Below are 25,997 nucleotides of genomic sequence, written 5' to 3' on the forward strand. Positions count from 1 at the left end.
CTTATTATTCTAAATAATCGTCAAATTTACACTCCAAATACGTTTCTAACTTTTCCTCTAATATGCTTTCTATGTAATACAATATGGATTACAACGCCAACAAATAACAATGCTGCTGATATTTTATGAACTATAGCAACAATATCTCTATTGGCAATAGTTATGTTTGTCAAAATTGTATATGAAATTAAAATTCCTGTTATAACAGCTACCAATGCTAGTAAAAATAATACCAAGTTTAAACAATGATTAATCATAGCTTTACAGGTAAGTCGTCTATTTTTCATTCCTTTATGCATAGCCTTAAAAGTTCTTAAATTACTCCATACATGAATAATAAACATGCATAAAATAACAATTCCTAAAACTTCATGCCAAAACATTCCTGTTATCTTTATTCTCATTAAGCTAAGTAAAATTATAGCCATAATTATATCTAAAACTATTCTTATATATTTTTTATTCATATGTATCTCCTATCTATCTTTTGTTCCTTATAATATTAAATAGTTTTATAAAATTTATCTTTAACGATATTGAGAACTATTATCACTATTTTTAGTTTTTTTATAAATATATTTTTATTTGGTAACATTTTAGAAATACTTTTACTAATTTGGGTAACATATTTTTTATAAAATTGATTTGAAAAATATATTAGGAGGTACTAAAATGAAAAAAATAGTAAAAATCTTAAGTATGTCCTTGGCATACTTGCTTCTTTTATCTACTATTGTTGATAGCAATGTAGTAAATGCAAAAGAAATGTTCTCGAAAAGGAACGTAAAAAAGTATTTAAATTATTCCACTCTAAATTATTCTAATGAAAATCAAATAGAAAAAATAGTCCAATACAAAAATAAGGCTTTGGTTTTTTCTAATCATTTTCCTAATTTAAATTATAATTATAATTATAGTCTAGCCGGTGGTCATTATGACTTATATGAATTAAAAAATAATAACTATAATAAAGTATCTGATAACTTAGTTGGCAACAACATATCAAATCTAACTCGCTCTGATAATATAGTAAACTTTTCAACCTATCAATATAATTCAGAAATATTAACAAAATACTATTATGACTTTAACAACTCATCTGTAACAAAAAAAGATAGTGAAGATAATATAGTCTTAACAAATAAAAAAGTTGCTATTGAAAAAGTAAATCAAAAATATAATACTAACTATGATGCTAACGAAATACAATATTTTAATTTTAACGAGATATGTGATTATAAAGGAAATATATATACCACTTTTTCTCTATGTATCGATAAAAATTACAATTATCAATTTCATGGTGTTTACAACGATAATGTAGAATACATCTCAAATTCAATATCTGTACCTTATATATCATTTGATAATAAAAACAGACTCGTTATTCAAGAACCATCTACTAGTACCTTAATGATTATGAATAATAAACATATGATTAAAGTTAACTTACCAAAAAACTCTTCATCAAATGTTTACGTAGTAAATAATCATCTATATATATTAAATAGACACAGTCTATCTAAATATAGATATAATGCTATAACTGGTAAATGCACATTGATCAAAAACTTTAATGAAGAAATTCATAGTATACACACTGATAAAAACGGCAACTTATGGGCCTTAAAAATAGGCAATGATAGTAATATAATTTGCAAGTTATACGCTAATACCTTAATTGAAAAATACGAAATTAATAAAAATTTATATGATTTATCAATATACGATGATAACAACATTACTGCGTATAATACTAAGATGTATACTAGCATACACAAATAAAATAATTTAAAACTTTAACTTCCTTATACAGTGTCTTTACAAAGAATTCCCCCGAACTTTGTAAAGACACTTTTTATATTTCTTATACGTTTAACTGTAAATCATCTATATTATGGTTTAATTTTATATTTTTTGTATTTGTTAATACCTTGGAAACAACTTTTATATTTTTGGCAATAACATCCTATTATAATAATCCTTGTAATCATTAATACATAATATTTTTGTTTGATAACAAGGAGGAAATAACATGAAAAATTTATTAAAACTAACAAGTGTGCTTATGTCATACTTAATACTAATATTGTTTTCTATAAATGCAACTGTTGCATATGCTCAAGAAAATGCTCCAAAAAAATATATGGATTATTCAACTCTAGATAATATAATTACAGTAGTTCAATATAAAGATACAGGTTTAGCATTTTCATATGACGATTATAACTATTCTCCAAGTTCTACGTATTCTTTATATCACTTGAAGAACAACAATGCTAAAAAAATATTTGGAAATGCTAACCATGCTTATTTTTACGCTATTAATAGAAATGATAATATAGTATACTTTAAAAATAATGACCCACGCTACGTTGTAGATAGCGAATTATATCATAACTTTGATACAACTTATACTACTGCCTTTTATACTCATGCAGATGAAATAGAAAAAAATAATTCAATAAAGAAAGTTGTTACTAAAAAAGTAAATAAAGAATTTAATTCCAATTATAATAGCAATAATATAGAGTCATTTTCTTTTGAAGAAAAATACGATTTAAAAGGTACTAAATACACTACCTTTATTATGAGACCACAAGAAAATAATCCAAATAATTTCTTTACAGGAGTTTATAATGACAACTTTCAATATCTAAGTACAAATACAATATCAGTTGACTTTGACAATAAAAATAGACCATTTATTACTGAATATAATGGAGAATCAGTAAGTTTAATAATTGTAGATAATAAAAATCTACTTAGATTTTCTATTAATGAAAATATTCAATCCAATATATATGTAGTAGATAATCATTTCTACTTCTTAGGTGAAGATTTTACTTTAAATAGCTATAGTTTTAATGGAAATAAATTTTCTTTAGATAAAAAATATACAGGAAGTATAAAACAACTTACAACTGATAAAGATGGTAACCTATGGGCATTAAAAAATGCAGATGGTAGAAAAATTGTTTCTAAACTAGAAAATAATGAACTTATGGAAAAATATGAAGTTAATAAAGATATGACTAATTTATCAGTATATGATGATAATAATATGACTGTATATACTATAGATAAATTTACTACTATAAATAATACCGAAGACAATAACTGTAACGATACTAACGATACTAATGATACTAAAAATAATACTAATAACAATGATAAAAATAATATAAAACGTCTAACTCAAACTGGTTCCCCTATAAATACTAAAACACTTTTAATTTTAGCATCACTTTTAACAACATTAGGTGGCACAGTATTTATTAAGAAAAGGCTCTAACTAAATTTTTTATATAAAAAAGGAGGTGTCGCATTAACAAATGAAAATTTGTTAGCGATACCTCCTTCTATTTCGATTAATTTTCCCCAAAGGTAAAATATTATAGTCCTGCCTACGGCTAGAGTTACAATCACTGTGCACTGTGCACTGACAACTGTATACTGATATATACCTGTGCCTTGTGCCCTCACACTTGTGCCATGCATCTGTGCCTTGACATTCTATTTTGCTGAAAAAACTGCCGCACTCTGATCTCTAACTCCTTTGTGCGACAGTTCCTTTCATTAATTATTAGTTAATTTTAAAGGAATAAAATACTTTTCACCTTGATGTTCTTGTATAAATCCACCAATGTTATACACTTCATTTAGTAGTTTCATGTTTATAACCTCATTAGATTTTCCACAATCAATTACTTTTCCCTTTTTCATAACAATTATATTATCGCTATATTTTATAGCTTGATTAATATCATGAAGTACCATAACGACGGTTAAGTTATATTCCTCATTTAATTCTTTTACTAATTCTAATATTTCAATTTGATGATATATATCTAAATAAGTAGTTGGTTCGTCTAAGAATAGTACCTTACTTTTTTGAGCTAATGCCATGGCAATAAAAACCCTTTGACGTTCACCACCAGACATACTCATAACAGCTTTATTTTTTAAACCTTGTAATCCTGTCTTTTCTATAGCCCACTCTACTATATTATTATCCTCTTCATCATTTCCTCTATAATGCTTTCTATATGGTGTTCTACCATAAGACACTAATTCTTCAACAGTTATGTCTTCTGGTACAGAATTTTGTTGGTGAACTGTAGCAATTTCCTTTGCTAAATCTTTATAAGATAACTTCTTTATGTTTTTATTATTTATCCACACTTCTCCATTACTAATTTTGTTTAATCCACAAATTATACCAAGTAATGTAGATTTTCCACTTCCATTTGGTCCAAGTATTGTAGTAACTTTTCCTTCTTCTATATTAACATTAAGATTCTCTATAAAAGATTTATTTTTTTCGTACGCAAATTCTATATTCTTTACTTCTATCATTTTAAGTTACTCCTTTTTAAAAGATATAAGAAGAATGGTGCTCCTATTATAGCCGTAACTATTCCTACTGGTATTTCGTAAGGTGCCATAAGAACTCTTCCTATGGTATCTGAAAATAATACTAAAATAGCTCCAACTACACCACTACATGGAATTAAATATTTATGATCTGAACCAACAAGAATTCTACAAATATGAGGAACTACAAGACCCACAAAAGAAATAACCCCTGCTATAGCAGTTGAAATACTAGCTAAAAATACAGCTGCTAATGTCACAATTATCATATACAAATCAGCATTTACCCCTAAGCTTTTAGCATTTTTACTTCCAAGCATTAATATATTACATTTTCCACTTAATAATAATGCTAATGTAATACCAATTATAGAGTAGATAACTAATATAAATACGTTATTCCATGTTACTGTAGCAAGACTACCCATCATCCACTTTTGAATATTAGCAGAACCAAGTCCAGCACTAATAGTAAACATAGAAGAAAAACCACCTAATAATGCATTACAAGCCGCACCTGCTAAAACTATTCTTATAGGAGATAGCCCCTTATTAAATGCCATAAAATATACAATAATACAACTTATTAATCCACCTAAAAATCCAAACAATGGTCTTAGTGTTACAACACCAGGTACAAATACCATAAAAAACACTGTTACAGCACAAGCTCCTGAAGATATACCTGTTATATATGGATCTGCTAATGGATTTCTAATAACAGCTTGCAATAATACCCCTGCTATAGATAAATTAGCACCAATTAAAACTGCAATAATTACCCTTGGCATTCTTAAATCTTTTATTATACCTACATTGCCTTCGTTACTACCTAATAATATTCCTTTTATTAATTCACCATAACTAACTTCTAAACTACCTAACTTTAACGATACTAAAATCATCATTATTAACAATATAAACGAAGCCATAATGAATATTAATCTTTTTTTCTTCATCACTATTCTCCAGCAACTATCTCTCTTAATATGTCTAGACCTTCTATTACCTTAAGATTTGCGCTCATTCCAAAATAAGTATTATCTAAGTACACAATATTATTATTTTTTATAGCCTCTATACTTTGCCATGCTGTATCACTTTTAAATTCCTTTTCTAAAGCCGCCTTTGTTTGCTCTGGCATAGCATGCATCATAACTAATACTTTTTTCGGATTTAACTTTGATATTTCTTCCTTACTATAAGTTACATAAGAACTCTTATCATCTTTAACTATATTATTACCGCCAACTATCTCCACCAAACTTCCTATATAAGACTTTGGTGTAGCAATCATTGTAGATCCCGGTGCCGCAAAAAGCACAAGAACATCTTCACCTTTTGTATCTGATTCTTTAAATTTATTTTCTTTTTCTTCAATAGAATTTATTAATTCTGTTGCCTTATCATTTTTATCAAAACGTGTTCCTAATGTTTTGATAGCATCTTTCAGTCCATCTAAACTTTCAAGAGATACAAATTCACTTGGAATATTGTTATCCTTAAAAAGATTTATATAATCTGAACCTAATGTATCTACAGATACCACAACGCTAGGATTTAATGACTTAATAATCTCTAAATCTGGACTCATAGGATTTCCTACTTCTGTAGCACCTTTTGTGCTTTCAGGTAACTCATAAGATGTTGTCGGTACTCCTACAACCTTAACGCCTAAAGCATCTAAGATTTCAGTAACTGCTACTGATGTCGCTACAACTCCATAAGCTTCATTCTTAGCTTCTTTACTATCACTGCTACCACAACCAACTAATGCAATTAACATTAAAATTGATATAAGTAAACTGACAATCTTTCTATACTTCATATTTTATTTCACTCCACTATTTTTTTAACTTAAACTTTAATGCTGTTACTCCTGCAGCTATAACTACTATTGCACCAATAACAATAACTGCTGTCTTACTGTTTGACTTATCTTTATTATCTTTTGAAACACTTCTAGGTTCTACTAAAGATGTTACCTCTACCTCGTCATTGCTTACTTCTTCAACATTTGCTTCCTCAGCATTAGCATCTTCAGTATTATCTTCTTCCTCGATAGCTTCTACTAAAGTCATGTTTTCATAATCAGGAATTATAGAAAATTCTACATCTCTTCCCATTGGATCAACATATATTTTTGCTTGCATATCTACATCTTTTGATGCTGCCTTAACTTGCACCTTTATAGTTCCAGCATCCTTATTTTCCTCTACTATTTCAACAGGAACTTCTTGTCCATCAATAACTATTCTGTAATTATTCATATATGATGTTCCAGAAAAACCAATAGTAAACACTACTTCTGATTTTGTGATCTTAACTAACATAGTATCATCTAAATAACTTCTAGACATAGACATACCTAGTTCTGATTCATGATAAACACTATTTTTAACTTGATATACTCCACTCTTAACATCTTCGCTTCCATAAGCTAATGTAGAAAAAGCAATTGTTAGCATTAATGCTAGAAATCCAACCATTATCTTTTTTATATTTTTAACTATACTCATTTTTACTTCTCCTATTTCTATAAATTGAATAAAGCTGCCACACTCCTTCATTTGTGTGACAGCCCCTACATATCACTATCTTAGTGTGATAAAACTAATTATTTTCTCTTTATTAAAACATACCCTGCCCCTAAAAGTATTGTTCCTAAAGCCGCTGCTGTTTCAGGATTTATTGGGCTACCTGTTTGAGGTAATGTTCCATTTTCAACATCATATTCCTTAATGAAAGTTAAAGTATTTTCTAATAATTCAACAGAAAACTCAACGTTTCTAGACATCGGAACTACATAAGTACTAACTTTGATAGAATCACTTAATTTTGATACCTCAAATCTTACTTTTACTTCATCTCCACTATTAGTTATAGTAGCATTAGCTTTCTTACCATTTACATAAACAACATGTTTTTGCATAAATTCTTTTCCAGTGAAAGTTAAAGTAACAAAGTACTTACCATTTACTTCTTCAACATAAGATGTATCATTTAAATACTTTCTAGCCATAGCTTGTCCAGTAGCATTTTCATGAGTAACCTTATTTTTAATGGAGTAAAGCTTTCCTTTTACTATAACAGGTGCTGCATTAGCTTCTGTATTGGTACCTGCATTATTTGAATTATTATTAGTAGTGCCACTTGTAGTATCATTTGTAGTTATGTCGTCTGCTGTACTACCACTTACTAATTTAAGAGTATCATTTTTTAATGCTACACCAAATTCAACATTTCTGCTCATTGGTGCTACATATGTACTTACTTTTATATCTTCATTTAAGCTAGCAACTTCAAACTTAACTATTGCTTTACCATTATTATTTGTAACTGTTGCATTTATCTTATTTCCATTTACATATACTTCATGATTGCTCATATATTCAGTACCTGTAAAAGTTAAAGTAACAAAATACTTACCTTCAATTACTTCTACCTTAGATATCTTTTCTAAATAGTTTCTTGCCATTTGATATCCAACAGGATTATCATAAATAACATCATTTTCTATTGTATAGATTTTAGTACCTACTGATTCATTTCCTGTATTTACATCACCAGGTTTTGTTGACTCCTCTGGTTTACTTGTTTCTGGAGTTGTATTTTCTGGCTTATTTTCTTCAGGTTTACTTTCTCCTGGGTTACCTGTTTCTGGAGTTGAATCTTCTGGGTTACCTTCAGTGTTATTATCTCCACCTGTAACTTTAACTGGAACCTCTTCAGTTTTTGAATCTACTATTTTAAATGAATCTTGTAATAAGTTAACTCCAAATTCAATATCCTTTTCCATAAAGCCCATAGATACTTTAAGTTTAACTTTTATTTCATCACTTAAGTTGTCCATATTGAAAGTTAATTTAGCTTCATCATTTTCAACTACTTTTTCTATTTCTGTATTTTCACCATTTACAGAAACTTCGTAATTCTTCATTAAGTTAGCACTTGTAAGAGTTAATGTAACTTTGTTTTTGCCTTCTTTTTCAACTACATTAGACTCTTCTTTTAAATATCCTCTTACCATTTGATATCCAAAGCTACTACCATAGACAACATCATTTTTAATAGTAGCAATGTTAGTTACTACTAATTTCTTTAGAGTTGTTGTATCATTTGAAATTGTAAATGCTTGTGTATGATTCATCCCTTTAACGCCTACTTTTACCCCAATTTTTGACGCTAATGATGGCACTGAGAAAGTAAGTGTTTTTTCTTCCTTATTCTCTACTGCATCTATTTTTTGCCCTGCTAATGAAACTTCAATATTTTCAAGCATATTATACATTTTTTCATTTAATGTTAATGTAACATTGATTTTTCCATTCTCAACTTTGATTTTAGTGTCTTCTCCCACAATTTGTCTTGCCATAGCTTCACCATGAGAGCTATCTGATCCATATGAAGTCTTATTTTTTATAGTATAATTACCATCTTCTAAATTTGAAACTGTATTCTCAATCTTTGTTAATTCTTGTGCATTTGCTATTTGTACATTTGTCGTTAATACCGCCGTTGATATCATAATTGCAGCTAAGATGCTCGTAATCTTCTTTTTTATCATAAATGTTTTCCCCCTAAATATTAAGTTTATATTTGACTTTTATATATTTTTCTTAGATAATTATAGTTGTAATTGATACTGATTATCAAGTGTATTTGAATATTTTTCTAATTGATATTAGTTTTCATTTACCTTAGATATAATATCATACTTTTTACGACAATATTTTAAATATATTTATATATTTTTTTATTATATTTAATAAACTTGTCAAACTATAATCTTGAAAGGAGCTATTTATGAGTACTTCATTATCATCAATAACGGATTTTTTTAATTTTTTCAATCTTCCTATATCCATATTAGATAATAATTTTTCAATTATATATAAAAGATGCTATGAAGAAAAAGAACAACAATTATTTGATGAACTAAATATAATTGAAGACTTAAAAAATCTCAATTTTAAGCCTTCTAGAATACAATTAGATTATGAAGATGATATTACTATTACTACTATTTTATTTTACGACAATAAAAAACCTATGTTCTTAGTCATAGGTCCATATAAATCAACTGATACTAACGCTAATTTTGTTACTAACTCAGATTACCTTTATCACTTAACATCTTTAATTACAAATATATTAAACATAAATTCAGCAAATATAACTTCACCAGTAGTTTCAAGAGCTATTGATTACATAGAAGAAAAATATTCTGATTCTATAACTATGGATGATATTTGTTCAGAATTTAATATTAACAAATGTTATTTCTGTTCTGTATTTAAAAATAAGACTGGAACAACCTTTGTAAATTACTTAAATAATTATCGAGTAGAAAAAAGTAAAGAGCTTCTACAAAGCACTTCTTTATCATTACTTGATATATCTATTGCCGTTGGCTTTAACAATCAAAGTTACTATAGTACAATTTTTAAAAAGTTTGTTGATATGACACCTCTAGAATATAGATATAATTTTTCAAAATAAAATAATTAATTCAAAATGCTAATGAAAGTTACAGTTTCATATAGCTTGAAAATATGTTTTTTTACAATACTAATATATAGTTTAATAACAACACTTAATTATAATAGTTTTATATATAAAAAAATGAGCTGAAGCACAACGTGCAACAACTCATTTTTTAATTCTCTACACCCTTATATACCTTTATTAAAAATCAAATATAATTATTATTGATTTATTGTAACATTAAAGCTTCCATCTATTCCTTCTACTTCTGTTACACCATTCTCTTTATTAAAATTGTTAATATCTTCTTTTAACTCTGCTATAGTATTATTTGCATTCTCAATTTCTGCATTAGCTGCTTGTAGATTATTTACTAAAGTTTCATTTTTTTCTTGTAAAGTTGCTTTTTCTGCATTTAAACTATTAATTTGATTTTTTTGCTCATTAACAGTCGTTTGTAATTGAGTATTTTTTTCTTGTAAATCTTTAATTTGAGCTTTTAGTCCATCTCTTTCCGCTATTAAATTAGCCTTGTCCTTTTCTAATTTGCTTATTTCATGTTTTTGCTTAATAATAGTAAGATCTTTAATCATTGCTTCCATTTTTAATTTTTTAATTTGAGAATCTTTTTCTTTAATAGTATTATTTAATTTTTTAACCTCAGCATTTAAATCTTCTATAGATTTATTTTTGTTATTTATTCTAGTATTTGCTTCATTTACCTTATTTGTTGCATTTTCTTTTAACTTGTTATAAGCATCTTGTAATTTGCCTTCATATTCTTTATGCTGATTTACTATAGCTTTTGTATTACTAAATGATTCTTTTACTTGTCCAGCTTCATTAATATTAAAAGCAGTAACTCCTCCACCTACAACTGTTGCCGATATTAATAACCCCATTAACATATTTCTTAACATTTTATTTTCCACCTTTCGTTTCTTATATATAAATTTTCATTAGTTTACTTTTGCAATTTTTTCTTGCTGCGTTTGTATTATATAAAATTTTTTTATAGCTTTTCTACAATTTTTCACATAACAGGGTTTTAATTTCCTATTCGTATTTTTTTTCTTTTTTCTTCAATTATGAATAAATATATTAACTTTATGAATGAATATTGATAAATCTGTATTTATTATTTATAATATTGAATTTTAATAATAAATAATTATTACATAGAATGGAAATTATTAAAAACTAATTGTCCCATATTCTAATAAGAGGTATATTCTAATAAAGAGGTGAATTTTTTTAATTATGGAGGCGTTATGAGTATAGTAAGTCGTATTTCAAAAGTCTTTTACTCTTCCGAAGAAATTACTTTTAATAATTCTTCAAAATTAGTTTTCATAAGTGATTGTCACCGTGGAGATGGTGGTTTATCAGATAATTTTTCTAAAAATCAAAATATCTATTTTTCTGCCTTAGAATATTACTACGAACAAGGCTTTACTTATATTGAACTTGGAGATGGAGATGAACTTTGGGAAAATAACAAACTTTGCAATATAGTCAATGAACATTACGATATATACTGGATATTATCAAAATTTTTTAATGCTAAAAGACTATACTTGATATATGGAAATCATGATAAAGCAAAAAAAGATAATAAATTTTTAGAAAAGAACTTATTTAGTTGTTTTGATGAAATCAAAAATGTAAAAGTTCCATTATTCCCTGGAATAAAAGCTCATGAAGGATTAATTTTAAGACATCAAGAAACAGATGAGAAAATTCTTTTAATCCATGGACATCAAGGTGATATCTTTAACGATAAATTTGGTTGGCTTAGCAAGTTTTTAGTTCGGTACCTTTGGAAACCATTGGAAATATTCGGTGTTAATGATCCCACTAGTACTGCTAAAAATTATGTAAAGAAAGAACGTGTTGCTAAGAAGTTAACAAATTGGGTCGAGAAAGAAAAGCACATGCTTATATGCGGTCATACACATAGACCTATGTTTCCCGCAGTAGGACATGCTCCTTATTTTAACGATGGCAGTTGCGTTCACCCTCATAGCATTACTGCCTTAGAAATAGTTAATGGTTTAATAGTATTAGTAAGATGGCAAATAAAAACTAAAAGTGATAGATCTTTATTTATAGGGCGAGAAATTATAGCAGGTCCAGAACGTATCGAAGAATACTTCAAGTATTTCCATTAATCATATATACTTATAGAAAAAAAGCTGTTACTTACGAATTTAATCGTTATCTAACAGCTCCTTGTTTATTTCAATAGTGTCCCATTAATACTTATCGTATAAATCTTATAATTTTTTAATCTAAATATGATCTTTTCCATATTTACATATTTTTCTTTTCAATCTATAATTTTAATATCGTAATTATATTTAAAGGAGATTCTTTTTATGAATTCAGCATTTATACTTTTATCACTATTAATATTAACTTTATTATATGCAAATAAAATGCTAAATAAAAAATATATATCAGAAGAAAATCTTATGTTACGATTTCTTTTAAAATCACTTTCTGTATTTGCAGTGCTTTCATTTCTATTCTCTCACTGGATTTTATCTTTAATCTCCTGCATCATACTAGTAGCACTAGCAATATCCAAAGAAAAAACTTTAAAATTATTAAAAAATATTTCTAATATTATCTTTACTCAATAGTTTTTCCATTAATACTTATGGATTGAACTTCATCTACTTTTATAATTTCATCTCCTACACATTTAAGTAATATTCCTTTTTCATCATCCCACATCTCTGAATCTAATTTTTTCACAGTTCCATTTTTCATATTTAATACTACTTCCATTTTAGGTACATTGTCATACTGATAAGTTTCTTGTCCGTACATTGTAAGTCCTAATGGAGTTAAAATCATCTTATTTATCTTAATATTATCTTCTTCAATATTACATTTATATTCTTTCTTTTCATCTATAGCCTTTAACTTAAACTTAGTCTTCCAGTTTCCTTCAATATAATTTTTACTAGATTTCATGTATGCTGTTATCTTGCTTTTATTTATATCTATACTTTTCAAATCATAAATAAATTCTTGACACTCATATCCATTAATGTAATTTCCCATATTATCTCTATCATCACTTTGAAGCAATCTTCCTTCTTTACTTATACCAAAATATACGCTTCTATATGGTACCTCTTCTCCATTTTCATCATTAATAAAGAAGAAGCCATGGTCGTCAATACCAGTACCTGTCCACTTTGTTTGTATATGAAATTCGCCATCAATTACCCCCATGTTAGTTATATGCATAAAGTCTACCCCTGGCACTGCTATATTTTTATCCTCTAACGGTAATATTTTTTCTATACCATTTCTATATAATTTTTTATAGTCAGCTCCTCCTGATCCACTACTAGTCTCCTCTTTCAAAGTACAAAACTTTTGTTCTTCTGTATAAAAGTCACTTATATTAATTCCTGTATCAATATCCTCTAGCTCTACACCACCACTGATAAATGAATTTAATGTAAATACAATATCCTTATTACTTAATTTCTTTCCTCCATTTATCATAACTCTCATTGTAGCAGTTTTAGTACTTTCATCATAATTCACCAGTTCTGCTCCAAATGTATCTCCATTGCTAAATGAATAGTTATAAAAATCTGTACTTCCATCCACTCTATTGCCCTCTAAATCTTGTATATTAATATATATTACAGCCATATCATCATCATTATAAGCTGCTACAACCTCTGTTTTTATACCTTTATCCTCTGATGTTAATTGTATCGGATACAAGTAATTTCCTATTTCATCTTGAACCTTAGATATTAACCTATTAAAACTTGGTATAGTTGCACCCATACCCCCCACTGATACAAACATAGTCAACGCTATAGCTAATGCTATACATCTTCTAGTTCCCTTATATCTATTAGTTTCTTTTCTTATATTTATATCTATTTTATATCCTGGAGTTTCTATACTATTTAAAGCATCCTTAATTAATAATTCATCTTTATCAAAATTCATTTTGTTACCCCCAATCTTTCATAATAAGAATTAGTATCCATTAGAGCCTTAGCTAACTTCTTTTTCGCTCGCTCATATCTTTTTCTAAGAGTAGTTGCTGATACACCATAAATATATTCCAACTCACTATAGCTCTTTTCTTCTATAACCCTACTAAAGACTAAAGCTCTATCAGCTATTGTTAATGATTTTAATGCCTCTTTTATATCCTCACTAATATAACTTGTATCCTCTTCATTTTCTTTTAAAAAAAATAGTACTTTTCTTTTTCTCATTGTATCAATAGTAGTGTTATATGCTATTTTATAAATCCAAGCCGACAATGATGTCCCTGGCTTATATTTTTTTCTTTTACTATATGCCTTAATAAAAGTCATCTGTACAATATCTTGAGCATCATGATAATTTCCTGTTATACTATGACAATATTTCAATAAACCTTGTCCATAAAGTTCAATAGCATAATTTATTTCTTCATCGCCACCGGTAACAAATGACTCTTCTAGTTCCTTTTCATCCACTTTTCTCACCCCTATATAAATTATTGAAAATTAATCTTCACCCTTATAACGTTCTTTCCTTTAACTTTGTGACAATAAATTTAACTTTTTAACAATAAAAAAAAGATATTAAGCTTTCAACCTAATATCTTAATACTTTTCTATGCTCTAACATCTATTGAGTGATATCCTTCTTTTAAGTTTTTAGAATTTTCTTCCGCTATATCCTCTTGTTTTTCATCTATATCTTTTTTATCTACAGTATTATTAATATCTTCAATATCCTTATTTATATCTTTCATTATATCACTTACTTTATCATTTATCTTAGCAAGCCTTGATTCTTTACCTTCCGTATTAATTCCCCTACTTTTATCCATCTTTATTTCACTCTTTAACACTCTTGCTTCTCCTTCTATTGAAGTTTTAACAGTGTTAGTAGTCTTTATCTGTTTCATAGTATTACTTGCACTAATAAGACCTTCTGCAGAAAATTCCGCAGTATCATGTAAATTAACTTTATTGTTACTTACATTATCTTCTCTTTTTTCTCTTTGAATCTCTATCTTTCTTTCCATCAGTTGTTTATTCAAATCTTGTAATTGTTGTTGCAATTCTTTTCGTCTCTCCATCTTCTGATCATCTGATAGATTTTTGTTTTCCGATAATTTTTGAATTTGATTTTGAACATTATCAATCTGTTTCTCAATTGCTTGTAATTGATTATCTTTAGTAGTCCCCATACTCATTTGCATTTGCTTATTATTTGTTCCATCAATACTTCCAACCTTCATAAATAAGTCTCCCTTATATCCACACACATTTTTATCTTATAAGTTCTTTTTCGTATCAAATCATTTTCTCTAAAGTATTTCAGGTAAAATATTTGCATAAACATTGTGATACAATTTATCTCTAGTTAAACAATAAATTATTATATCTTTCAATACTCTTCTCGAATTCTAAAAAGTCAATATTTCTACCTACCCTTATAGTCTCCTTTCCCTCAATAAAAAGTAATAAAATCGGCAATGAAAATACTCCATACCTTGCCGCTATATCTACATTTTCTTCTCCATTTATCTCATAACAATTAACATTCGAATACTCTTTCAAAATCTCCTCAATCCTCTTTTTTATAACCTCACAAGCACCACACTCGGTACCTGTAAAATATATCACTGTAATTATATTTTCATTTATTAAATTATCAATATTATCATTCTTTTTAATTTCTATCAAAACTTATATCTCCTTATAAATTATTATCTTCATATTATACTGTAGTGTTCTCATATATTTATATATAATTCACTATTAGAAAGGAAAGATTTATTTGAAAAAAAGATTCGTATTACTTTTAACTACGATAATTCTACTGATGCCACTAATATCTTGCGTAAGTAAAACAAATACTAACGCATCGATAAAAAATATACAGTTAACTAACGCTAAAAAAGTACTTAATGAAAATTATCAAGCTAAAATAATTAATAAAAAAAGTGTAATTGAAACTTTAACATCAGATGAGTTTGAAGGACGCGCTATAGGAAGTAATGGCAATAAATTAACAGAGGACTATATAGATAAATTGTTTAAAGATATAGGATTAAATTCACTTTTTAATAATGGATATAAACATAAATATAATGCAACCTCTAGTAATATAGTTGGTAAAATAGATGGTGTATCTAATAATGCTATAATTATTTCAGCCCATTTTGATCATATAGGATATCAAGACGGAAAAATAATAAGAGGTGCTATTGATAATGCTTCAGGAGTATCAGTTTTATTAGAGGTCGCAGAAATTTTAAAGAATACATATTCATTAGAGAATCCGGAATTTGATATAGTTTTTGCTGCATTTAATGGCGAAGAGTCAGGAAGAACGGGAAGTACTAAATTTGTACACGATATAATAGGCAAGTATGATAATTTAATAGATATAAATATAGATTCAGTAGGTTATATAAACGGCGGAAAAATAACCTTTTTAAATAATGAAGGTTATAACAATTTAAATAAATTCATGAAAGAATCGTTAGAAAACAATGGTTTAGAAGTAACATTAGATAATAAAATATTAGGAAGATCTGATAGTGATTCATTTAAGAGACCAGAAATGAAATCAATATGTATAATAGAAGAAAATATAAAAGAAGTAATTCATAGCGAAAAAGACACCCCTGCTGTAGTAGATTATTCAAAATTAGATAGTATTTCTGACTCAATCATAGAATTAGTTGAAAATATTACATACACTGACTAAAAATGCAAAAAGCAATCCCATTAATATATGAAAATTTGTGAGCGATAATTTCTTTTATTATGGCACAGGGCACAAGTAAGGTGTTTTCATAGTTACTATAGATACAGAAATTATATTATAATTCGTAATCTAAGCTTCATGAAAGTGCAACTTTCATGAGCTTTCTGTAACTACTTTTATATCAACTATGCTCTAAGTAAGAAACATAGTCTAACTTATAACATTCAGCTCAACACTTAAAATTTCAGAAATTCTGCAAGAATTTCATCTATACCTGTGCCCTGTGCCCTCATACTTGTGCCCTGCTCTTCCTATCTGTTATCTACCTTTTCCGGATACATATCATGATTCATCATTCTATAGTTTGCCATTTCTTCAAATTTAGTTCCTGGCTTACCATAGTTACAATATGGATCTATGCTTATTCCGCCTCTTGGAGTGAATTTACCCCATACTTCGATATATTTAGGATCCATAAGTTTTATTAAATCCTTCATTATTATATTCATACAATCTTCATGGAAATCACCATGATTTCTAAAGCTAAATAAATATAACTTTAATGATTTACTTTCTACCATCTTTACTGATGGTATGTAGCTTATATAAATTGTAGCAAAGTCTGGTTGACCAGTTATTGGACAAAGACTTGTAAACTCTGGGCAATTAAATTTTACAAAATAATCATTGTCTGGATGCTTATTATCAAAAGTTTCTAACACATCTGGATTATATCCATATTCATATTTTGTTCCTTGATTCCCTAAAAGAGTTATTCCATCTAATTCTGATCCTTGTCTTCCGCTGTGACTCATGTTTTTATTTCTCCTTTTTGCTTTCTAAGTATTTTTCAAGACCATGTTTTCTTAACTTACAAGCTGGACATTCTCCGCATCCATCGCCAATAATACCATTATAACAAGTAAGTGTTTTTTCTCTAACATAATCTAATTTTCCAAAACTATCTGCCATTTCCCAAGTTTGTGCCTTATCTATCCACATTAATGGTGTATGTACCACAAACTCATAATCCATAGCTAAATTTAGTGTTACATTAAGAGACTTAATAAATACATCTCTACAATCAGGATATCCACTAAAATCTGTTTCGCATACTCCTGTTACGATATGTTTTGCACCCTTAACCTTAGCAAGCACAGCTGCAAAAGTTAAGAAAAGCATATTACGTCCCTCAACAAAAGTTGATGGTAGACTGCCGTTTTCTCCTGCCTTTACTTCTATATCCTTACGAGTAAGAGCATTTGGTGCTAATTGATTTAATAGTTCCATATCTAAAATATGATGTTCAATTCCTAAGTCTTTTGCAATATTTTTAGCACATTCTATTTCTAAGCTATGTCTTTGATTGTAGTTAAAAGTAACTGCAATTACTTCATCAAATTCCTTAAGTGCCCAAAATAAACATGTAGTAGAATCTTGACCACCACTAAATACAACTACCGCCTTTTTATTCATACATCTCACTCCTATTTCATAATTAATAAAGCTTCTTGTCTTAACATATCATCCTCTTGGAATCTTCCAGTGAAAGTTGTTGTTGTTGTAAGAGTTCCTGGTTTCTTTATACCTCTTGCAGTCATACAACTATGTTCTCCAGTTATAAGCACTCCTACATCTTCTGTTTCTGTAACCATAGAAATTATCTCAGCTATATCACTACCAATACGTTCTTGAAGTTGAAGTCTTCTTCCTACCATATCAGCAATTCTTGCAATTTTGCTAAGACCAATTATTTTATCTTTTGGAATATACACTACAGTAACCTTCATGTTGTACATAAGTGCTAAATGGTGTTCACAATAACTATGAATAGGAATATTACCTACTACCACCATATTTTTATATGTTTCACCAACATAATCTTCTTCTTCAAAAGTTGTCCCAAACATATCAGCAATCTCTCTATTACTGTAATTCATTCCTTCAAAGACTTCCTCATACATTTTTGCTACTCTTTTAGGTGTATCCAATAACCCTTCTCTATTAGGATCATCACCTAATGCTATAATAATTTCTCTTATACATTCTTGAATCTTATTTGTATCTATCTTCTTAGCCATAGTTCTCTATACCCCCCTAGCATCCTTATGCCATATTATCTTATGAAGTTGAACTTGTAGCCTAACATCGTTTAACTTCTTGTCTTTCATAAACTCTACTATTTTATCCATTTCAATCTCCCCTAATACAGGGCTAAAATATACTAAACATTTAGAAGTTAAATCATATTCCTTGATTATATTATAAGCTACTTCTAAATCCTCATTACTTCCTACTACAAACTTATACACATCTCTCTTTTCAACATTTTTTAGATTTTCTAAGTTCATATTCTTTGTCATACCACTCTTTGGTAGCTTAAAATCTACAATATAGCTTATATTTCCACCTTTGAATTTTTTCTTAAATGGTAATATATCTACAGAACCATTTGTCTCTATATGAACAAGCAACTGATTATCTTTATCTAAAAGTTCTAAAAGTTCATCTATACCTTCTTGAATAAGTGGTTCTCCACCTGTAAGTGTAACATTTTTCACACCATTAGCTTTTATATAATCATAAATTTCCTTTGCCGATAAAACCTCTGTTGTATTTTCCTTATTCCATGAATAAGTTGTATCACACCAAGAACACCTTAAATTGCAATGTTGAAATCTTATAAATGTTGCTAGTTGTCCTGATGTTGGTCCTTCTCCATCTATAGATAAAAACTTTTCTATTATATTAAACATGTTATTCCTCCGAATATATACAACTGTTAGTAGGTGTTTCAAATAATTCTACTTCATATATAGGAAAACCTTGTGCTTTTAGTTTATTGAAAATGTCTCTAGACATCTCCTCTGCAGTAGATCTATATGGAACAAACACTATATCAAAATTATTTGGTAATACTTCTAACTGCTTTGCAAGAGCTTTTCCTTCTTCATTTTCTTCTATTATAAGTTTATGATCAAAACTCTCTGCAATATCTTTAAGTGCGTTTTTAAAGTTTGTAAAATCGTCCACCATACCACGACATTGACCTTCTTTTTGAAGTTCTTTTGCCTTTAAAGTGGCTACTAATCTATATCTATGTCCATGAATGTTAGCACACTTTCCTTTATATCCACTAAGATAATGTGCCATATCAAATTGTACTTCACTTCTTATTTTAAACATATTTTTAATTACTCCTTACAAATAAAAAAGGTTTATTTTATTACACAAAACTAGCATAACAAAATAAACCTTAACTTTTAATTCTAAGTTAAAATTATTTGCCTAGTTTTGTTTAAGGACAGGATGGTCTTAACGAACTGTCCGTATTTTATTATTACTATTATGTTATAACATACTATAGAAGGATATGCAAACTTAAAATATTATTCATTAACAAGAACAATATTCCCCATACTTTTCTCAAATTTATCTTCATCATTAATAATCCATACTCTTCCTTCTCTATGCATTTCATATGTTTCTTCATAAACCTTATCGGAAATTTTAGCTTCTTCATAAATTTTTATTAATCCATCAACAGCTAAATCTACGGCATCATCCTTATTTTGAATTGTCCTATTTTTAACTTCTTCCTCCATATACTTATACAAATCACTCTCCATATTAGTAAGGTCTAAGTAATTATATGAAATCTTAACTTGTGCTTTATCGTCATCTTCTGATACTTTCTCAATTTTAAATTCAACTTTATCAATAGCCCGTAAAGCTGCCTCATAAATTTTATCTATTTGATTATCTGAAATATTCATTTCTGATTGAGTCGCCTGATCTAGTAGCATATTTTTTATTCTAATTTTACTACTAACATATAATACATTTTTCTCCGACTCTGATCCTATAAAATCAATTACATCATCATTATCTTTCATACAACTTACGTCAATATAAACTTTCATACTCTCTTCTGGATTAAAACTTTTCTGTATTTTAGGTAATGGTATCTCACATGCAGTTAATAAAATAGATATCATGATACTTATTATTAATACACTAATTTTTTTTATATTTCTCACAAATCATCTTCCTTCCCTTTCACTTTATAGTAATATCGTACATTTATTTAATGTTTTTACCATTTTAAATAAAAAATTACACACAAAAAAAAACTGTCATACTATTTTTTGTGACAGTTTATATGCAAATATTTTTTTCTAATTACTCATCAATGAATCAATACCTTCTGTGAATAACTCCATCTCCTCTGGCATCCAAGACATTGCCCCTTTTTCAAATGTAAAAATAGCTTCGTTTTTTTCTGTTGATGGCTTTGCTTCTTTTAATCCCTTTACTATGCTATTGACATACTTTTCAAGACACTCTTTTTTTAACTTATCACTATTCTTTTCGCCATCCTTTATATCTTTAAACGCTTCTTCCGCTGCTGCTTCATCTATCGCTTCTGCATCTATATAATTCATTGATATTTTAACCTCAGCACTATCTCCATCTTGAGAAACTACTTCTGTAGTAATAGTGACCTTCTTAATAGCCTCCATTTGTGCTTCATATATTTTTTCTAATTGTTCATCAGTAGCTTCAACACCTGATCTGGCAAAAGAACTTTGTATATCCTTTTTTCTTTCTGCCTTTTCTGTTTCTATTCCTTCCTTTGCAGTTTCACTACTAGCACCAAGTTTTCTAAGAGCTGCTTGATCATGCTTTACATAATACTCTGCTAAAAGCTTAGCACTCTTTTCTAGAGACACCGTCCCCATACATGAAGTTAACGATAAAATTAATGTAAAAATCAAAAATATCGCTATAATCGCTGATACTATTCTTTCTTTAGTAAATACTTTTTCTTTCTTAACTTTTTTATTTACATTCTTATTATTTAAGTTCTTTTTACTTACTTTTTTCTTTGACAAATTGCCTTCCCCCATAACTTCTATACTTTAGCTTATTTAGTTATTAAATTATCTATAGTAGTTGCAAACATATCATTATTTGCTGGAAACCACCCATTTCCAGCTCTAGTGAAAGCAACTTCCTCTTGATAAAAATCACTAGATGGTTCTACACTTTCAAGTTCTTCTATAAAACTATCCATATATATCTTGGATTCCATCTCTATATAATCAGCTTCTTCACCTTCTACAGTTCCTAATGCTTCCTCAACCTTAGATGATGCCTTATAACTTATTTCAGTAAACGGAATATTATTAGCCTTAATACTCACTATAGCTATATTTTTATCCTGAGAAACAAGTTTCGTCTTTACAGTTAATTTTTTTGATGCTTTCATAATGGCATTATAATATTGTTCTAATTTGTCATTTCCTACAGAATACCCTAATGCATTTATATTGTTTTTCATTACTTTTATACTTTCTTCCTTACCTTTTCGTAATGCGGCTTGTATCTCCTCATCACTCATCCCTAGTTCTTTTACTCCAGATTTATCACCATATAGATAAAATTGTGATACTATTTTAGCACTTTCCGCCGGTGATATAACTTCATTAGTTTTATTTCCTAATAAATCATCTGCAATATAATAAACAAATAAAAGTACAAATCCAATAAGAAATATAGTAATAAGTTTATAACAAAATTTCACTATTTGTTTCATATATTTCTATCCCTTCAAATAAATTGATACAGTCTATTTGTATCTTCGCAAACTTTTACCATTGTTATTTTATTAGATTATATATTATATAAGTGAAATTTATAATACTTTTTTAAATATTCTTTTTAAAAATCATTTTTAATGCCTTAATTTATTATATCAAATATTTTTTAGTGAATTATCATGATAACAATTCACTAATCTTTATATCAACATTTCTGCATAAAAAATAAAGCCAGAAGTGCTCACTCCTGACCTTATCATACATATGTTACTTTTTTTAATACTCTAAAAGAAAAACTTCACCTTGAATTAATACTATTCAAACCCAATAACTATCCATTCATCAACAACATCCCAAAAATTAACGTTATATGTAGGTTGGCTAGACGTAAACCACACTGTAGCATTATCATTATCACAATTTTTTAAATCCGTTGCTACATATCCTCCCATACCTGAATTAAATGTAGCAAATGTTGACTCTAAATTTATTCCTAAATCTTCTTCTAATTCATCTAATATACCCCATTCATCTTCTTCAAAATATCTAACCTCTTCAATAGGTACAATTCCCATACTCTCACTAGCATAATAAAAAAAACCATTATGTATATTTTCGTAAAATCTTTTTATTGATTCTGGTACCTTAGTCCAATCTATCTTCAATTTATTTATATCAACATCTGAAAGAATACCTTCGTAATATAATATCCTATTTTTTTTTGACTTTATACTATACAATAAAGAATATCTTTCTTCATATTTTATTAATTCTACATTAACTAAATTACTCTTTAAATAATTAATTGTATTACTAAGTTGTGGAAATATATTTTCTTCCCATATAGAAATAGTATCTTTAATTTTTTCATCTATGGCAGTTTTTTTAAGTATAGATTTCCATTTATCAGGCACCTCATCTAACAAATCTACATTTTCATTTATAAGACAAACATTTTTATGATATTTATTTAAATATGCAAGTTTTTCTTTCATTTTGACACATCCTTCTATTTACCGTTATATTCATCAATCATTTTCTGTATAATACTCTCTAATTGTCTCTCTTTCGCAATCATTTCTCTTCTAAAAGATTCCCTAATATATATACCTTCTTTTTTATATATTATCCATTCTTCATAAGTTTTACTTCCTTTAGATTTATTAGCTCTTTCCGTTAATCCTACAAAATTATCACTATAATTTAAATTTTCTTTACTTTTTTCTCCCCATAAACAATTACCACCATTATGTTTTAATTTTGCGTGTATATTTTCTTCTACTAGCTGCATTCTTCCAGTTTCTTGATGGTGGTACCATGTATATCCTTCTATTTCATCCTTTCCACCTTTTATATCATCAATTTGCTTCTCATTAAATTCTTCATCTTTTAAACATTATTCCATTATATTCATATAATATTTTACCATTTTAAACTTATTTTGTGTGTCCTACAAAAATAAAGCCAGAAGTTCTCACTCCTGACCTTATTAGTTTAATTAACTTCTAATCTATAGGCGGTGTTATCTTATCTAAAAACTCTGAAAATGAATCTGCTACCTTATACAAAGTTAAATCTTGCCATTCTGCCACTGTTCTTTCTTCTAATTCATCTTCATCTAACTCATCTTCTATTATTGATTCTCCATGGTCAAGAAACACAATAGATGGTTCTGTATCATTATCTCTATAATCAAAGAAATAGTGATTTCCTCCTCCATCATCTGCAAATGGAAATATCTTTTCCGGTTCTGGTAAACATTCTTTAAAAGCTTCATAAGAATGAACTATCTCCCAAGTTTCAATCCCATCACATCCTTCATAATCTGCAAGTCTAACTCCAGCTCTTCCACCATGCCACTTAGGTATATCTATTCCACAGTGAATATATAAAACTCCATCAATTTCCATCCTTACTGATGCTCCATGATGTGCTTTTATTATTTCAACATATTCTTTAGGAAACTTTATATTCCATAGCTTCTCTAATTCTATTATCTTTTCATTTGATAATTCTTCATCCCAGTTCCATAACACTTTTTTTTCCATACTACTAACCTCTTCTAATCTTCTTTACTCTTTTCTCCCCATAAACAATCACCACCATTATGTCTTAAATTTTCATGAATATTTCTTTCTACAAGTTGCATTCTTCCTGTTTCTTGATGGTGGTGCCATGTATATCCTTTAATTTTTTCTTTTTCACTTTTTATATCTTCAATTTGCTTTTCATTAAATCCTTCGGCTTTTAAACATTATTCCATTATACTTATACAATATTTTACCATTCTTTAACTTGCTTTTGTGTATCTTACAAAAATAAAGCCAGAAGCTCTCACTTCTGACCTTATTAGTTTAATTAACTTCTAATCTACAGACGGTGTTATCTTATCTAAAAACTCTGAAAATGAATCTGCTACTTTATATAAAGTTAAGTCTTGCCACTCTGCCACTGTTCTTTCTTCTAATTCATCTTCATCTAACTCATCTTCTATTATCGATTCTTCATGATCTAGAAACACAATAGATGGTTCTGTATCACTATTTCTATAATCAAAGAAAAATATATTCCCGCCTCCATCATCTGCAAATGGAAATATCTTTTCCGGTTCTGGTAAACATTCTTTAAAAGCTTCATAAGAATGAACTATCTCCCAAGTTTCAATCCCATCACATCCTTCATAATCTGCAAGTCTAACTCCAGCTCTTCCACCATGCCACTTAGGTATATCTATTCCACAGTGAATATATAAAACTCCATCAATTTCCATCCTTACTGATGCTCCATGATGTGCTTTTATTATTTCAACATATTCTTTAGGAAACTTTATATTCCATAGCTTCTCTAATTCTATTATCTTTTCATTTGATAATTCTTCATCCCAGTTCCATAACACTTTTTTTTCCATACTACTAACCTCATCTAATCTTCTTTACTCTTTTCTCCCCATAAACAATCACCACCATTATGTCTTAAATTTTCATGAATATTTCTTTCTACAAGTTGCATTCTTCCTGTTTCTTGATGGTGGTGCCATATGTATCCTTTTATTTCTTCTTCTCCCCCTTTAATATTATTAATTTGCTTTTCATTAAATCCTTCATCTTTTAAACATTATTCCATTATATTTATATAATATTTTACCATTTTTCACTTACCTTTGTGTATCCTATAAAAATAAAGCCAGAAGCTCTCACTCCTGACCTCATTACTTTATTAACTTGTTTGATCTTCATCTGGTGTTATCTTATCTAAAAACTCTGAAAATGAATCTGCTACCTTATACAAAGTTAAATCTTGCCACTCTGCCACTGTTCTTTCTTCTAACTCATCTTCATCTAACTCATCTTCTATTATTGATTCTTCATGTGGTAAAAATACGATGGTTGGTTCTATATCACTATTTCTATAATCAAAGAAAAATATGTCGGAATCACCTGCAAATGGAAATATTTTTTCAGGTTCAGGTAAACATTCCTTAAAAGCTTCATATACATCAACTATTCTCCAAGTTGTAATATCTCCATATCCATCATATCCCAATAAATATACCCCTGATCTTCCACCACGCCAGTTAGGTATATCTATTCCACAATACTTATATTTTATTCCATCAATCTCCAATTCTGCTGATGAACTAGAATGTTTTCTTATTATTTCTACATATTCTTTTGGAAATTTTATATTCCATAAATTTTCTAATTCGATTATCTTTTCATTTGATAATTCCCTGTTCAAATCCCACAACACTTTCTTTTCCATAATACTCAC

General features: G+C 28.2%; 29 protein-coding genes and 3 pseudogenes. 6 read left to right on the forward strand and 26 right to left on the reverse strand.

Annotation, left to right across the window (positions count from 1 at the left end; translation table 11 throughout):
- Window positions 1–26: 26 nt before the first annotated feature.
- A complete protein-coding gene (locus tag KQI30_RS07850; protein ID WP_216462752.1) occupies window positions 27–467 on the reverse strand; it encodes a DUF4405 domain-containing protein in 441 nt (146 codons plus the stop codon).
- Between the two features lie 205 nt (window positions 468–672).
- Between KQI30_RS07850 and KQI30_RS07855 the strand changes: the two genes are divergently transcribed.
- A complete protein-coding gene (locus tag KQI30_RS07855; protein WP_216462753.1) occupies window positions 673–1,785 on the forward strand; it encodes a hypothetical protein in 1,113 nt (370 codons plus the stop codon).
- A 250-nt stretch (window positions 1,786–2,035) separates the two neighbouring features.
- A complete protein-coding gene (locus KQI30_RS07860; protein ID WP_216462754.1) occupies window positions 2,036–3,295 on the forward strand; it encodes a hypothetical protein in 1,260 nt (419 codons plus the stop codon).
- 284 nt (window positions 3,296–3,579) lie between these two features.
- Here KQI30_RS07860 and KQI30_RS07865 read toward each other — a convergent pair whose 3' ends face one another.
- From KQI30_RS07865 to KQI30_RS07885, 5 genes are all read right to left on the reverse strand, one after another.
- Window positions 3,580–4,359, reverse strand: a complete 780-nt coding sequence (locus KQI30_RS07865) for an ABC transporter ATP-binding protein (protein WP_216462755.1) — start codon at window positions 4,357–4,359, stop codon at window positions 3,580–3,582.
- Window positions 4,356–5,336, reverse strand: coding sequence for a FecCD family ABC transporter permease (locus KQI30_RS07870; protein WP_216462756.1), 981 nt, complete (start codon window positions 5,334–5,336; stop codon window positions 4,356–4,358). The genes KQI30_RS07865 and KQI30_RS07870 overlap by 4 nt, the downstream gene beginning before the upstream one ends.
- A 2-nt stretch (window positions 5,337–5,338) precedes the next feature.
- Window positions 5,339–6,205: a heme ABC transporter substrate-binding protein IsdE gene (isdE, locus tag KQI30_RS07875; protein WP_216462757.1), complete on the reverse strand. Its 867-nt coding sequence runs from the start codon at window positions 6,203–6,205 to the stop codon at window positions 5,339–5,341.
- A gap of 16 nt (window positions 6,206–6,221) precedes the next feature.
- Window positions 6,222–6,896 carry an NEAT domain-containing protein gene (locus KQI30_RS07880; protein ID WP_253287436.1) on the reverse strand — a complete coding sequence of 225 codons (675 nt, stop codon included), beginning with the start codon at window positions 6,894–6,896 and terminating at the stop codon, window positions 6,222–6,224.
- 98 nt (window positions 6,897–6,994) lie between these two features.
- The gene (locus KQI30_RS07885; protein ID WP_216462758.1) at window positions 6,995–8,944 is read right to left on the reverse strand and encodes an NEAT domain-containing protein; all 1,950 of its coding nucleotides are present in this window, start codon (window positions 8,942–8,944) and stop codon (window positions 6,995–6,997) included.
- A 239-nt stretch (window positions 8,945–9,183) separates the two neighbouring features.
- Here KQI30_RS07885 and KQI30_RS07890 point away from each other — a divergent pair, with 239 nt between their 5' ends.
- Window positions 9,184–9,879, forward strand: a complete 696-nt coding sequence (locus KQI30_RS07890; RefSeq protein WP_216462759.1) for a helix-turn-helix transcriptional regulator — start codon at window positions 9,184–9,186, stop codon at window positions 9,877–9,879.
- Window positions 9,880–10,085: 206 nt separating this feature from the next.
- Here the strand turns inward: KQI30_RS07890 and KQI30_RS07895 are convergent, their stop codons facing one another.
- Window positions 10,086–10,784, reverse strand: coding sequence for a hypothetical protein (locus KQI30_RS07895; protein WP_216462760.1), 699 nt, complete (start codon window positions 10,782–10,784; stop codon window positions 10,086–10,088).
- Window positions 10,785–11,135: 351 nt separating this feature from the next.
- Between KQI30_RS07895 and KQI30_RS07900 the strand changes: the two genes are divergently transcribed.
- Complete coding sequence (locus KQI30_RS07900) at window positions 11,136–12,035, forward strand: metallophosphoesterase (protein WP_216462761.1); 900 nt, start codon at window positions 11,136–11,138, stop codon at window positions 12,033–12,035.
- Between the two features lie 207 nt (window positions 12,036–12,242).
- Window positions 12,243–12,509, forward strand: coding sequence for a hypothetical protein (locus KQI30_RS07905; RefSeq protein ID WP_216462762.1), 267 nt, complete (start codon window positions 12,243–12,245; stop codon window positions 12,507–12,509).
- On the opposite strand, the gene KQI30_RS07910 is transcribed toward KQI30_RS07905, so the two are convergent.
- The 4 genes from KQI30_RS07910 to KQI30_RS07925 form a co-directional block, all read right to left on the reverse strand.
- A complete protein-coding gene (locus KQI30_RS07910; RefSeq protein ID WP_216462763.1) occupies window positions 12,499–13,851 on the reverse strand; it encodes a hypothetical protein in 1,353 nt (450 codons plus the stop codon). The two genes, KQI30_RS07905 and KQI30_RS07910, sit on opposite strands and share 11 nt — an antisense overlap.
- The gene (locus tag KQI30_RS07915; RefSeq protein ID WP_216462764.1) at window positions 13,848–14,372 is read right to left on the reverse strand and encodes an RNA polymerase sigma factor; all 525 of its coding nucleotides are present in this window, start codon (window positions 14,370–14,372) and stop codon (window positions 13,848–13,850) included. Before KQI30_RS07915 ends, KQI30_RS07910 begins: the two co-directional genes overlap by 4 nt.
- 140 nt (window positions 14,373–14,512) lie before the next feature.
- Entirely contained in the window at window positions 14,513–15,145 is a 633-nt protein-coding gene (locus tag KQI30_RS07920) for a FlxA-like family protein (RefSeq protein WP_216462765.1), read from the reverse strand.
- Between the two features lie 121 nt (window positions 15,146–15,266).
- On the reverse strand, window positions 15,267–15,593 hold the full coding sequence (locus KQI30_RS07925) for a thioredoxin family protein (RefSeq protein WP_253287437.1): 327 nt from the start codon (window positions 15,591–15,593) through the stop codon (window positions 15,267–15,269).
- Window positions 15,594–15,687: 94 nt separating this feature from the next.
- On the opposite strand from KQI30_RS07925, the gene KQI30_RS07930 reads away from it, so the two are divergent.
- Complete coding sequence (locus KQI30_RS07930) at window positions 15,688–16,623, forward strand: M28 family peptidase (RefSeq protein WP_216462766.1); 936 nt, start codon at window positions 15,688–15,690, stop codon at window positions 16,621–16,623.
- A gap of 311 nt (window positions 16,624–16,934) precedes the next feature.
- Here KQI30_RS07930 and queF read toward each other — a convergent pair whose 3' ends face one another.
- From queF to KQI30_RS08005, 15 genes and pseudogenes are all read right to left on the reverse strand, one after another.
- A complete protein-coding gene (gene queF, locus KQI30_RS07935; RefSeq protein WP_216462767.1) occupies window positions 16,935–17,438 on the reverse strand; it encodes a preQ(1) synthase in 504 nt (167 codons plus the stop codon).
- A gap of 4 nt (window positions 17,439–17,442) precedes the next feature.
- Complete coding sequence (gene queC / locus KQI30_RS07940) at window positions 17,443–18,099, reverse strand: 7-cyano-7-deazaguanine synthase QueC (RefSeq protein ID WP_216462768.1); 657 nt, start codon at window positions 18,097–18,099, stop codon at window positions 17,443–17,445.
- A gap of 11 nt (window positions 18,100–18,110) precedes the next feature.
- Entirely contained in the window at window positions 18,111–18,704 is a 594-nt protein-coding gene (gene folE / locus KQI30_RS07945; RefSeq protein WP_216462769.1) for a GTP cyclohydrolase I FolE, read from the reverse strand.
- A gap of 6 nt (window positions 18,705–18,710) precedes the next feature.
- Window positions 18,711–19,379 (reverse strand): putative 7-carboxy-7-deazaguanine synthase QueE, encoded by a 669-nt coding sequence (queE, locus tag KQI30_RS07950; protein ID WP_216462770.1) that lies wholly within the window; start codon window positions 19,377–19,379, stop codon window positions 18,711–18,713.
- A gap of 1 nt (window position 19,380) precedes the next feature.
- Window positions 19,381–19,809, reverse strand: a complete 429-nt coding sequence (locus KQI30_RS07955) for a 6-pyruvoyl trahydropterin synthase family protein (RefSeq protein ID WP_216462771.1) — start codon at window positions 19,807–19,809, stop codon at window positions 19,381–19,383.
- A 203-nt stretch (window positions 19,810–20,012) separates the two neighbouring features.
- A complete protein-coding gene (locus KQI30_RS07960) occupies window positions 20,013–20,663 on the reverse strand; it encodes a DUF5105 domain-containing protein (protein ID WP_216462772.1) in 651 nt (216 codons plus the stop codon).
- Window positions 20,664–20,801: 138 nt separating this feature from the next.
- The gene (locus tag KQI30_RS07965) at window positions 20,802–21,518 is read right to left on the reverse strand and encodes a DUF5105 domain-containing protein (RefSeq protein WP_216462773.1); all 717 of its coding nucleotides are present in this window, start codon (window positions 21,516–21,518) and stop codon (window positions 20,802–20,804) included.
- 32 nt (window positions 21,519–21,550) lie between these two features.
- Window positions 21,551–22,222, reverse strand: a complete 672-nt coding sequence (locus KQI30_RS07970; RefSeq protein WP_216462774.1) for a DUF5105 domain-containing protein — start codon at window positions 22,220–22,222, stop codon at window positions 21,551–21,553.
- A gap of 318 nt (window positions 22,223–22,540) precedes the next feature.
- Window positions 22,541–23,221, reverse strand: coding sequence for an SMI1/KNR4 family protein (locus KQI30_RS07975; RefSeq protein WP_216462775.1), 681 nt, complete (start codon window positions 23,219–23,221; stop codon window positions 22,541–22,543).
- A gap of 14 nt (window positions 23,222–23,235) precedes the next feature.
- Window positions 23,236–23,598 (reverse strand): annotated as a pseudogene (locus tag KQI30_RS07980) (HNH endonuclease); the annotation flags it as partial.
- A gap of 133 nt (window positions 23,599–23,731) precedes the next feature.
- The gene (locus KQI30_RS07985; protein WP_216462776.1) at window positions 23,732–24,274 is read right to left on the reverse strand and encodes an SMI1/KNR4 family protein; all 543 of its coding nucleotides are present in this window, start codon (window positions 24,272–24,274) and stop codon (window positions 23,732–23,734) included.
- 14 nt (window positions 24,275–24,288) lie between these two features.
- A pseudogene (locus tag KQI30_RS17525) lies at window positions 24,289–24,456 on the reverse strand (HNH endonuclease); the annotation flags it as partial.
- Between the two features lie 135 nt (window positions 24,457–24,591).
- Window positions 24,592–25,134 (reverse strand): SMI1/KNR4 family protein, encoded by a 543-nt coding sequence (locus KQI30_RS07995; protein WP_216462777.1) that lies wholly within the window; start codon window positions 25,132–25,134, stop codon window positions 24,592–24,594.
- A 14-nt stretch (window positions 25,135–25,148) separates the two neighbouring features.
- A pseudogene (locus KQI30_RS17530) lies at window positions 25,149–25,313 on the reverse strand (HNH endonuclease); the annotation flags it as partial.
- A 129-nt stretch (window positions 25,314–25,442) separates the two neighbouring features.
- The gene (locus KQI30_RS08005) at window positions 25,443–25,988 is read right to left on the reverse strand and encodes an SMI1/KNR4 family protein (protein ID WP_216462778.1); all 546 of its coding nucleotides are present in this window, start codon (window positions 25,986–25,988) and stop codon (window positions 25,443–25,445) included.
- Window positions 25,989–25,997 lie beyond the last annotated feature (9 nt).

Origin of the sequence: Clostridium bornimense (assembly GCF_018917145.1) — a bacterium.
Classification (GTDB): Bacteria; Bacillota; Clostridia; order Clostridiales; family Clostridiaceae; genus Clostridium_AN; species Clostridium_AN bornimense_A.

Excerpts from the sequence above, each read along its gene's own strand:
- KQI30_RS07850 (WP_216462752.1), bottom strand. The coding sequence starts at position 467 with ATGAATAAAAAATATATAAGAATAGTTTTAGATATAATTATGGCTATA.
- KQI30_RS07890 (WP_216462759.1), top strand. The coding sequence starts at position 9,184 with ATGAGTACTTCATTATCATCAATAACGGATTTTTTTAATTTTTTCAAT.
- KQI30_RS07985 (WP_216462776.1), bottom strand. The coding sequence starts at position 24,274 with ATGGAAAAAAAAGTGTTATGGAACTGGGATGAAGAATTATCAAATGAA.
- queE (WP_216462770.1), bottom strand. The coding sequence starts at position 19,379 with ATGTTTAATATAATAGAAAAGTTTTTATCTATAGATGGAGAAGGACCA.
- KQI30_RS07920 (WP_216462765.1), bottom strand. The coding sequence starts at position 15,145 with ATGAAGGTTGGAAGTATTGATGGAACAAATAATAAGCAAATGCAAATG.
- KQI30_RS07905 (WP_216462762.1), top strand. The coding sequence starts at position 12,243 with ATGAATTCAGCATTTATACTTTTATCACTATTAATATTAACTTTATTA.
- KQI30_RS07880 (WP_253287436.1), bottom strand. The coding sequence starts at position 6,896 with ATGAGTATAGTTAAAAATATAAAAAAGATAATGGTTGGATTTCTAGCA.
- KQI30_RS07855 (WP_216462753.1), top strand. The coding sequence starts at position 673 with ATGAAAAAAATAGTAAAAATCTTAAGTATGTCCTTGGCATACTTGCTT.
- KQI30_RS07975 (WP_216462775.1), bottom strand. The coding sequence starts at position 23,221 with ATGAAAGAAAAACTTGCATATTTAAATAAATATCATAAAAATGTTTGT.
- KQI30_RS07910 (WP_216462763.1), bottom strand. The coding sequence starts at position 13,851 with ATGAATTTTGATAAAGATGAATTATTAATTAAGGATGCTTTAAATAGT.
- isdE (WP_216462757.1), bottom strand. The coding sequence starts at position 6,205 with ATGAAGTATAGAAAGATTGTCAGTTTACTTATATCAATTTTAATGTTA.
- queF (WP_216462767.1), bottom strand. The coding sequence starts at position 17,438 with ATGAGTCACAGCGGAAGACAAGGATCAGAATTAGATGGAATAACTCTT.
- KQI30_RS07870 (WP_216462756.1), bottom strand. The coding sequence starts at position 5,336 with ATGAAGAAAAAAAGATTAATATTCATTATGGCTTCGTTTATATTGTTA.
- KQI30_RS07955 (WP_216462771.1), bottom strand. The coding sequence starts at position 19,809 with ATGTTTAAAATAAGAAGTGAAGTACAATTTGATATGGCACATTATCTT.
- KQI30_RS07885 (WP_216462758.1), bottom strand. The coding sequence starts at position 8,944 with ATGATAAAAAAGAAGATTACGAGCATCTTAGCTGCAATTATGATATCA.
- KQI30_RS07895 (WP_216462760.1), bottom strand. The coding sequence starts at position 10,784 with ATGTTAAGAAATATGTTAATGGGGTTATTAATATCGGCAACAGTTGTA.
- KQI30_RS07970 (WP_216462774.1), bottom strand. The coding sequence starts at position 22,222 with ATGAAACAAATAGTGAAATTTTGTTATAAACTTATTACTATATTTCTT.
- KQI30_RS07995 (WP_216462777.1), bottom strand. The coding sequence starts at position 25,134 with ATGGAAAAAAAAGTGTTATGGAACTGGGATGAAGAATTATCAAATGAA.
- KQI30_RS07900 (WP_216462761.1), top strand. The coding sequence starts at position 11,136 with ATGAGTATAGTAAGTCGTATTTCAAAAGTCTTTTACTCTTCCGAAGAA.
- KQI30_RS07865 (WP_216462755.1), bottom strand. The coding sequence starts at position 4,359 with ATGATAGAAGTAAAGAATATAGAATTTGCGTACGAAAAAAATAAATCT.
- queC (WP_216462768.1), bottom strand. The coding sequence starts at position 18,099 with ATGAATAAAAAGGCGGTAGTTGTATTTAGTGGTGGTCAAGATTCTACT.
- KQI30_RS08005 (WP_216462778.1), bottom strand. The coding sequence starts at position 25,988 with ATGGAAAAGAAAGTGTTGTGGGATTTGAACAGGGAATTATCAAATGAA.
- KQI30_RS07860 (WP_216462754.1), top strand. The coding sequence starts at position 2,036 with ATGAAAAATTTATTAAAACTAACAAGTGTGCTTATGTCATACTTAATA.
- folE (WP_216462769.1), bottom strand. The coding sequence starts at position 18,704 with ATGGCTAAGAAGATAGATACAAATAAGATTCAAGAATGTATAAGAGAA.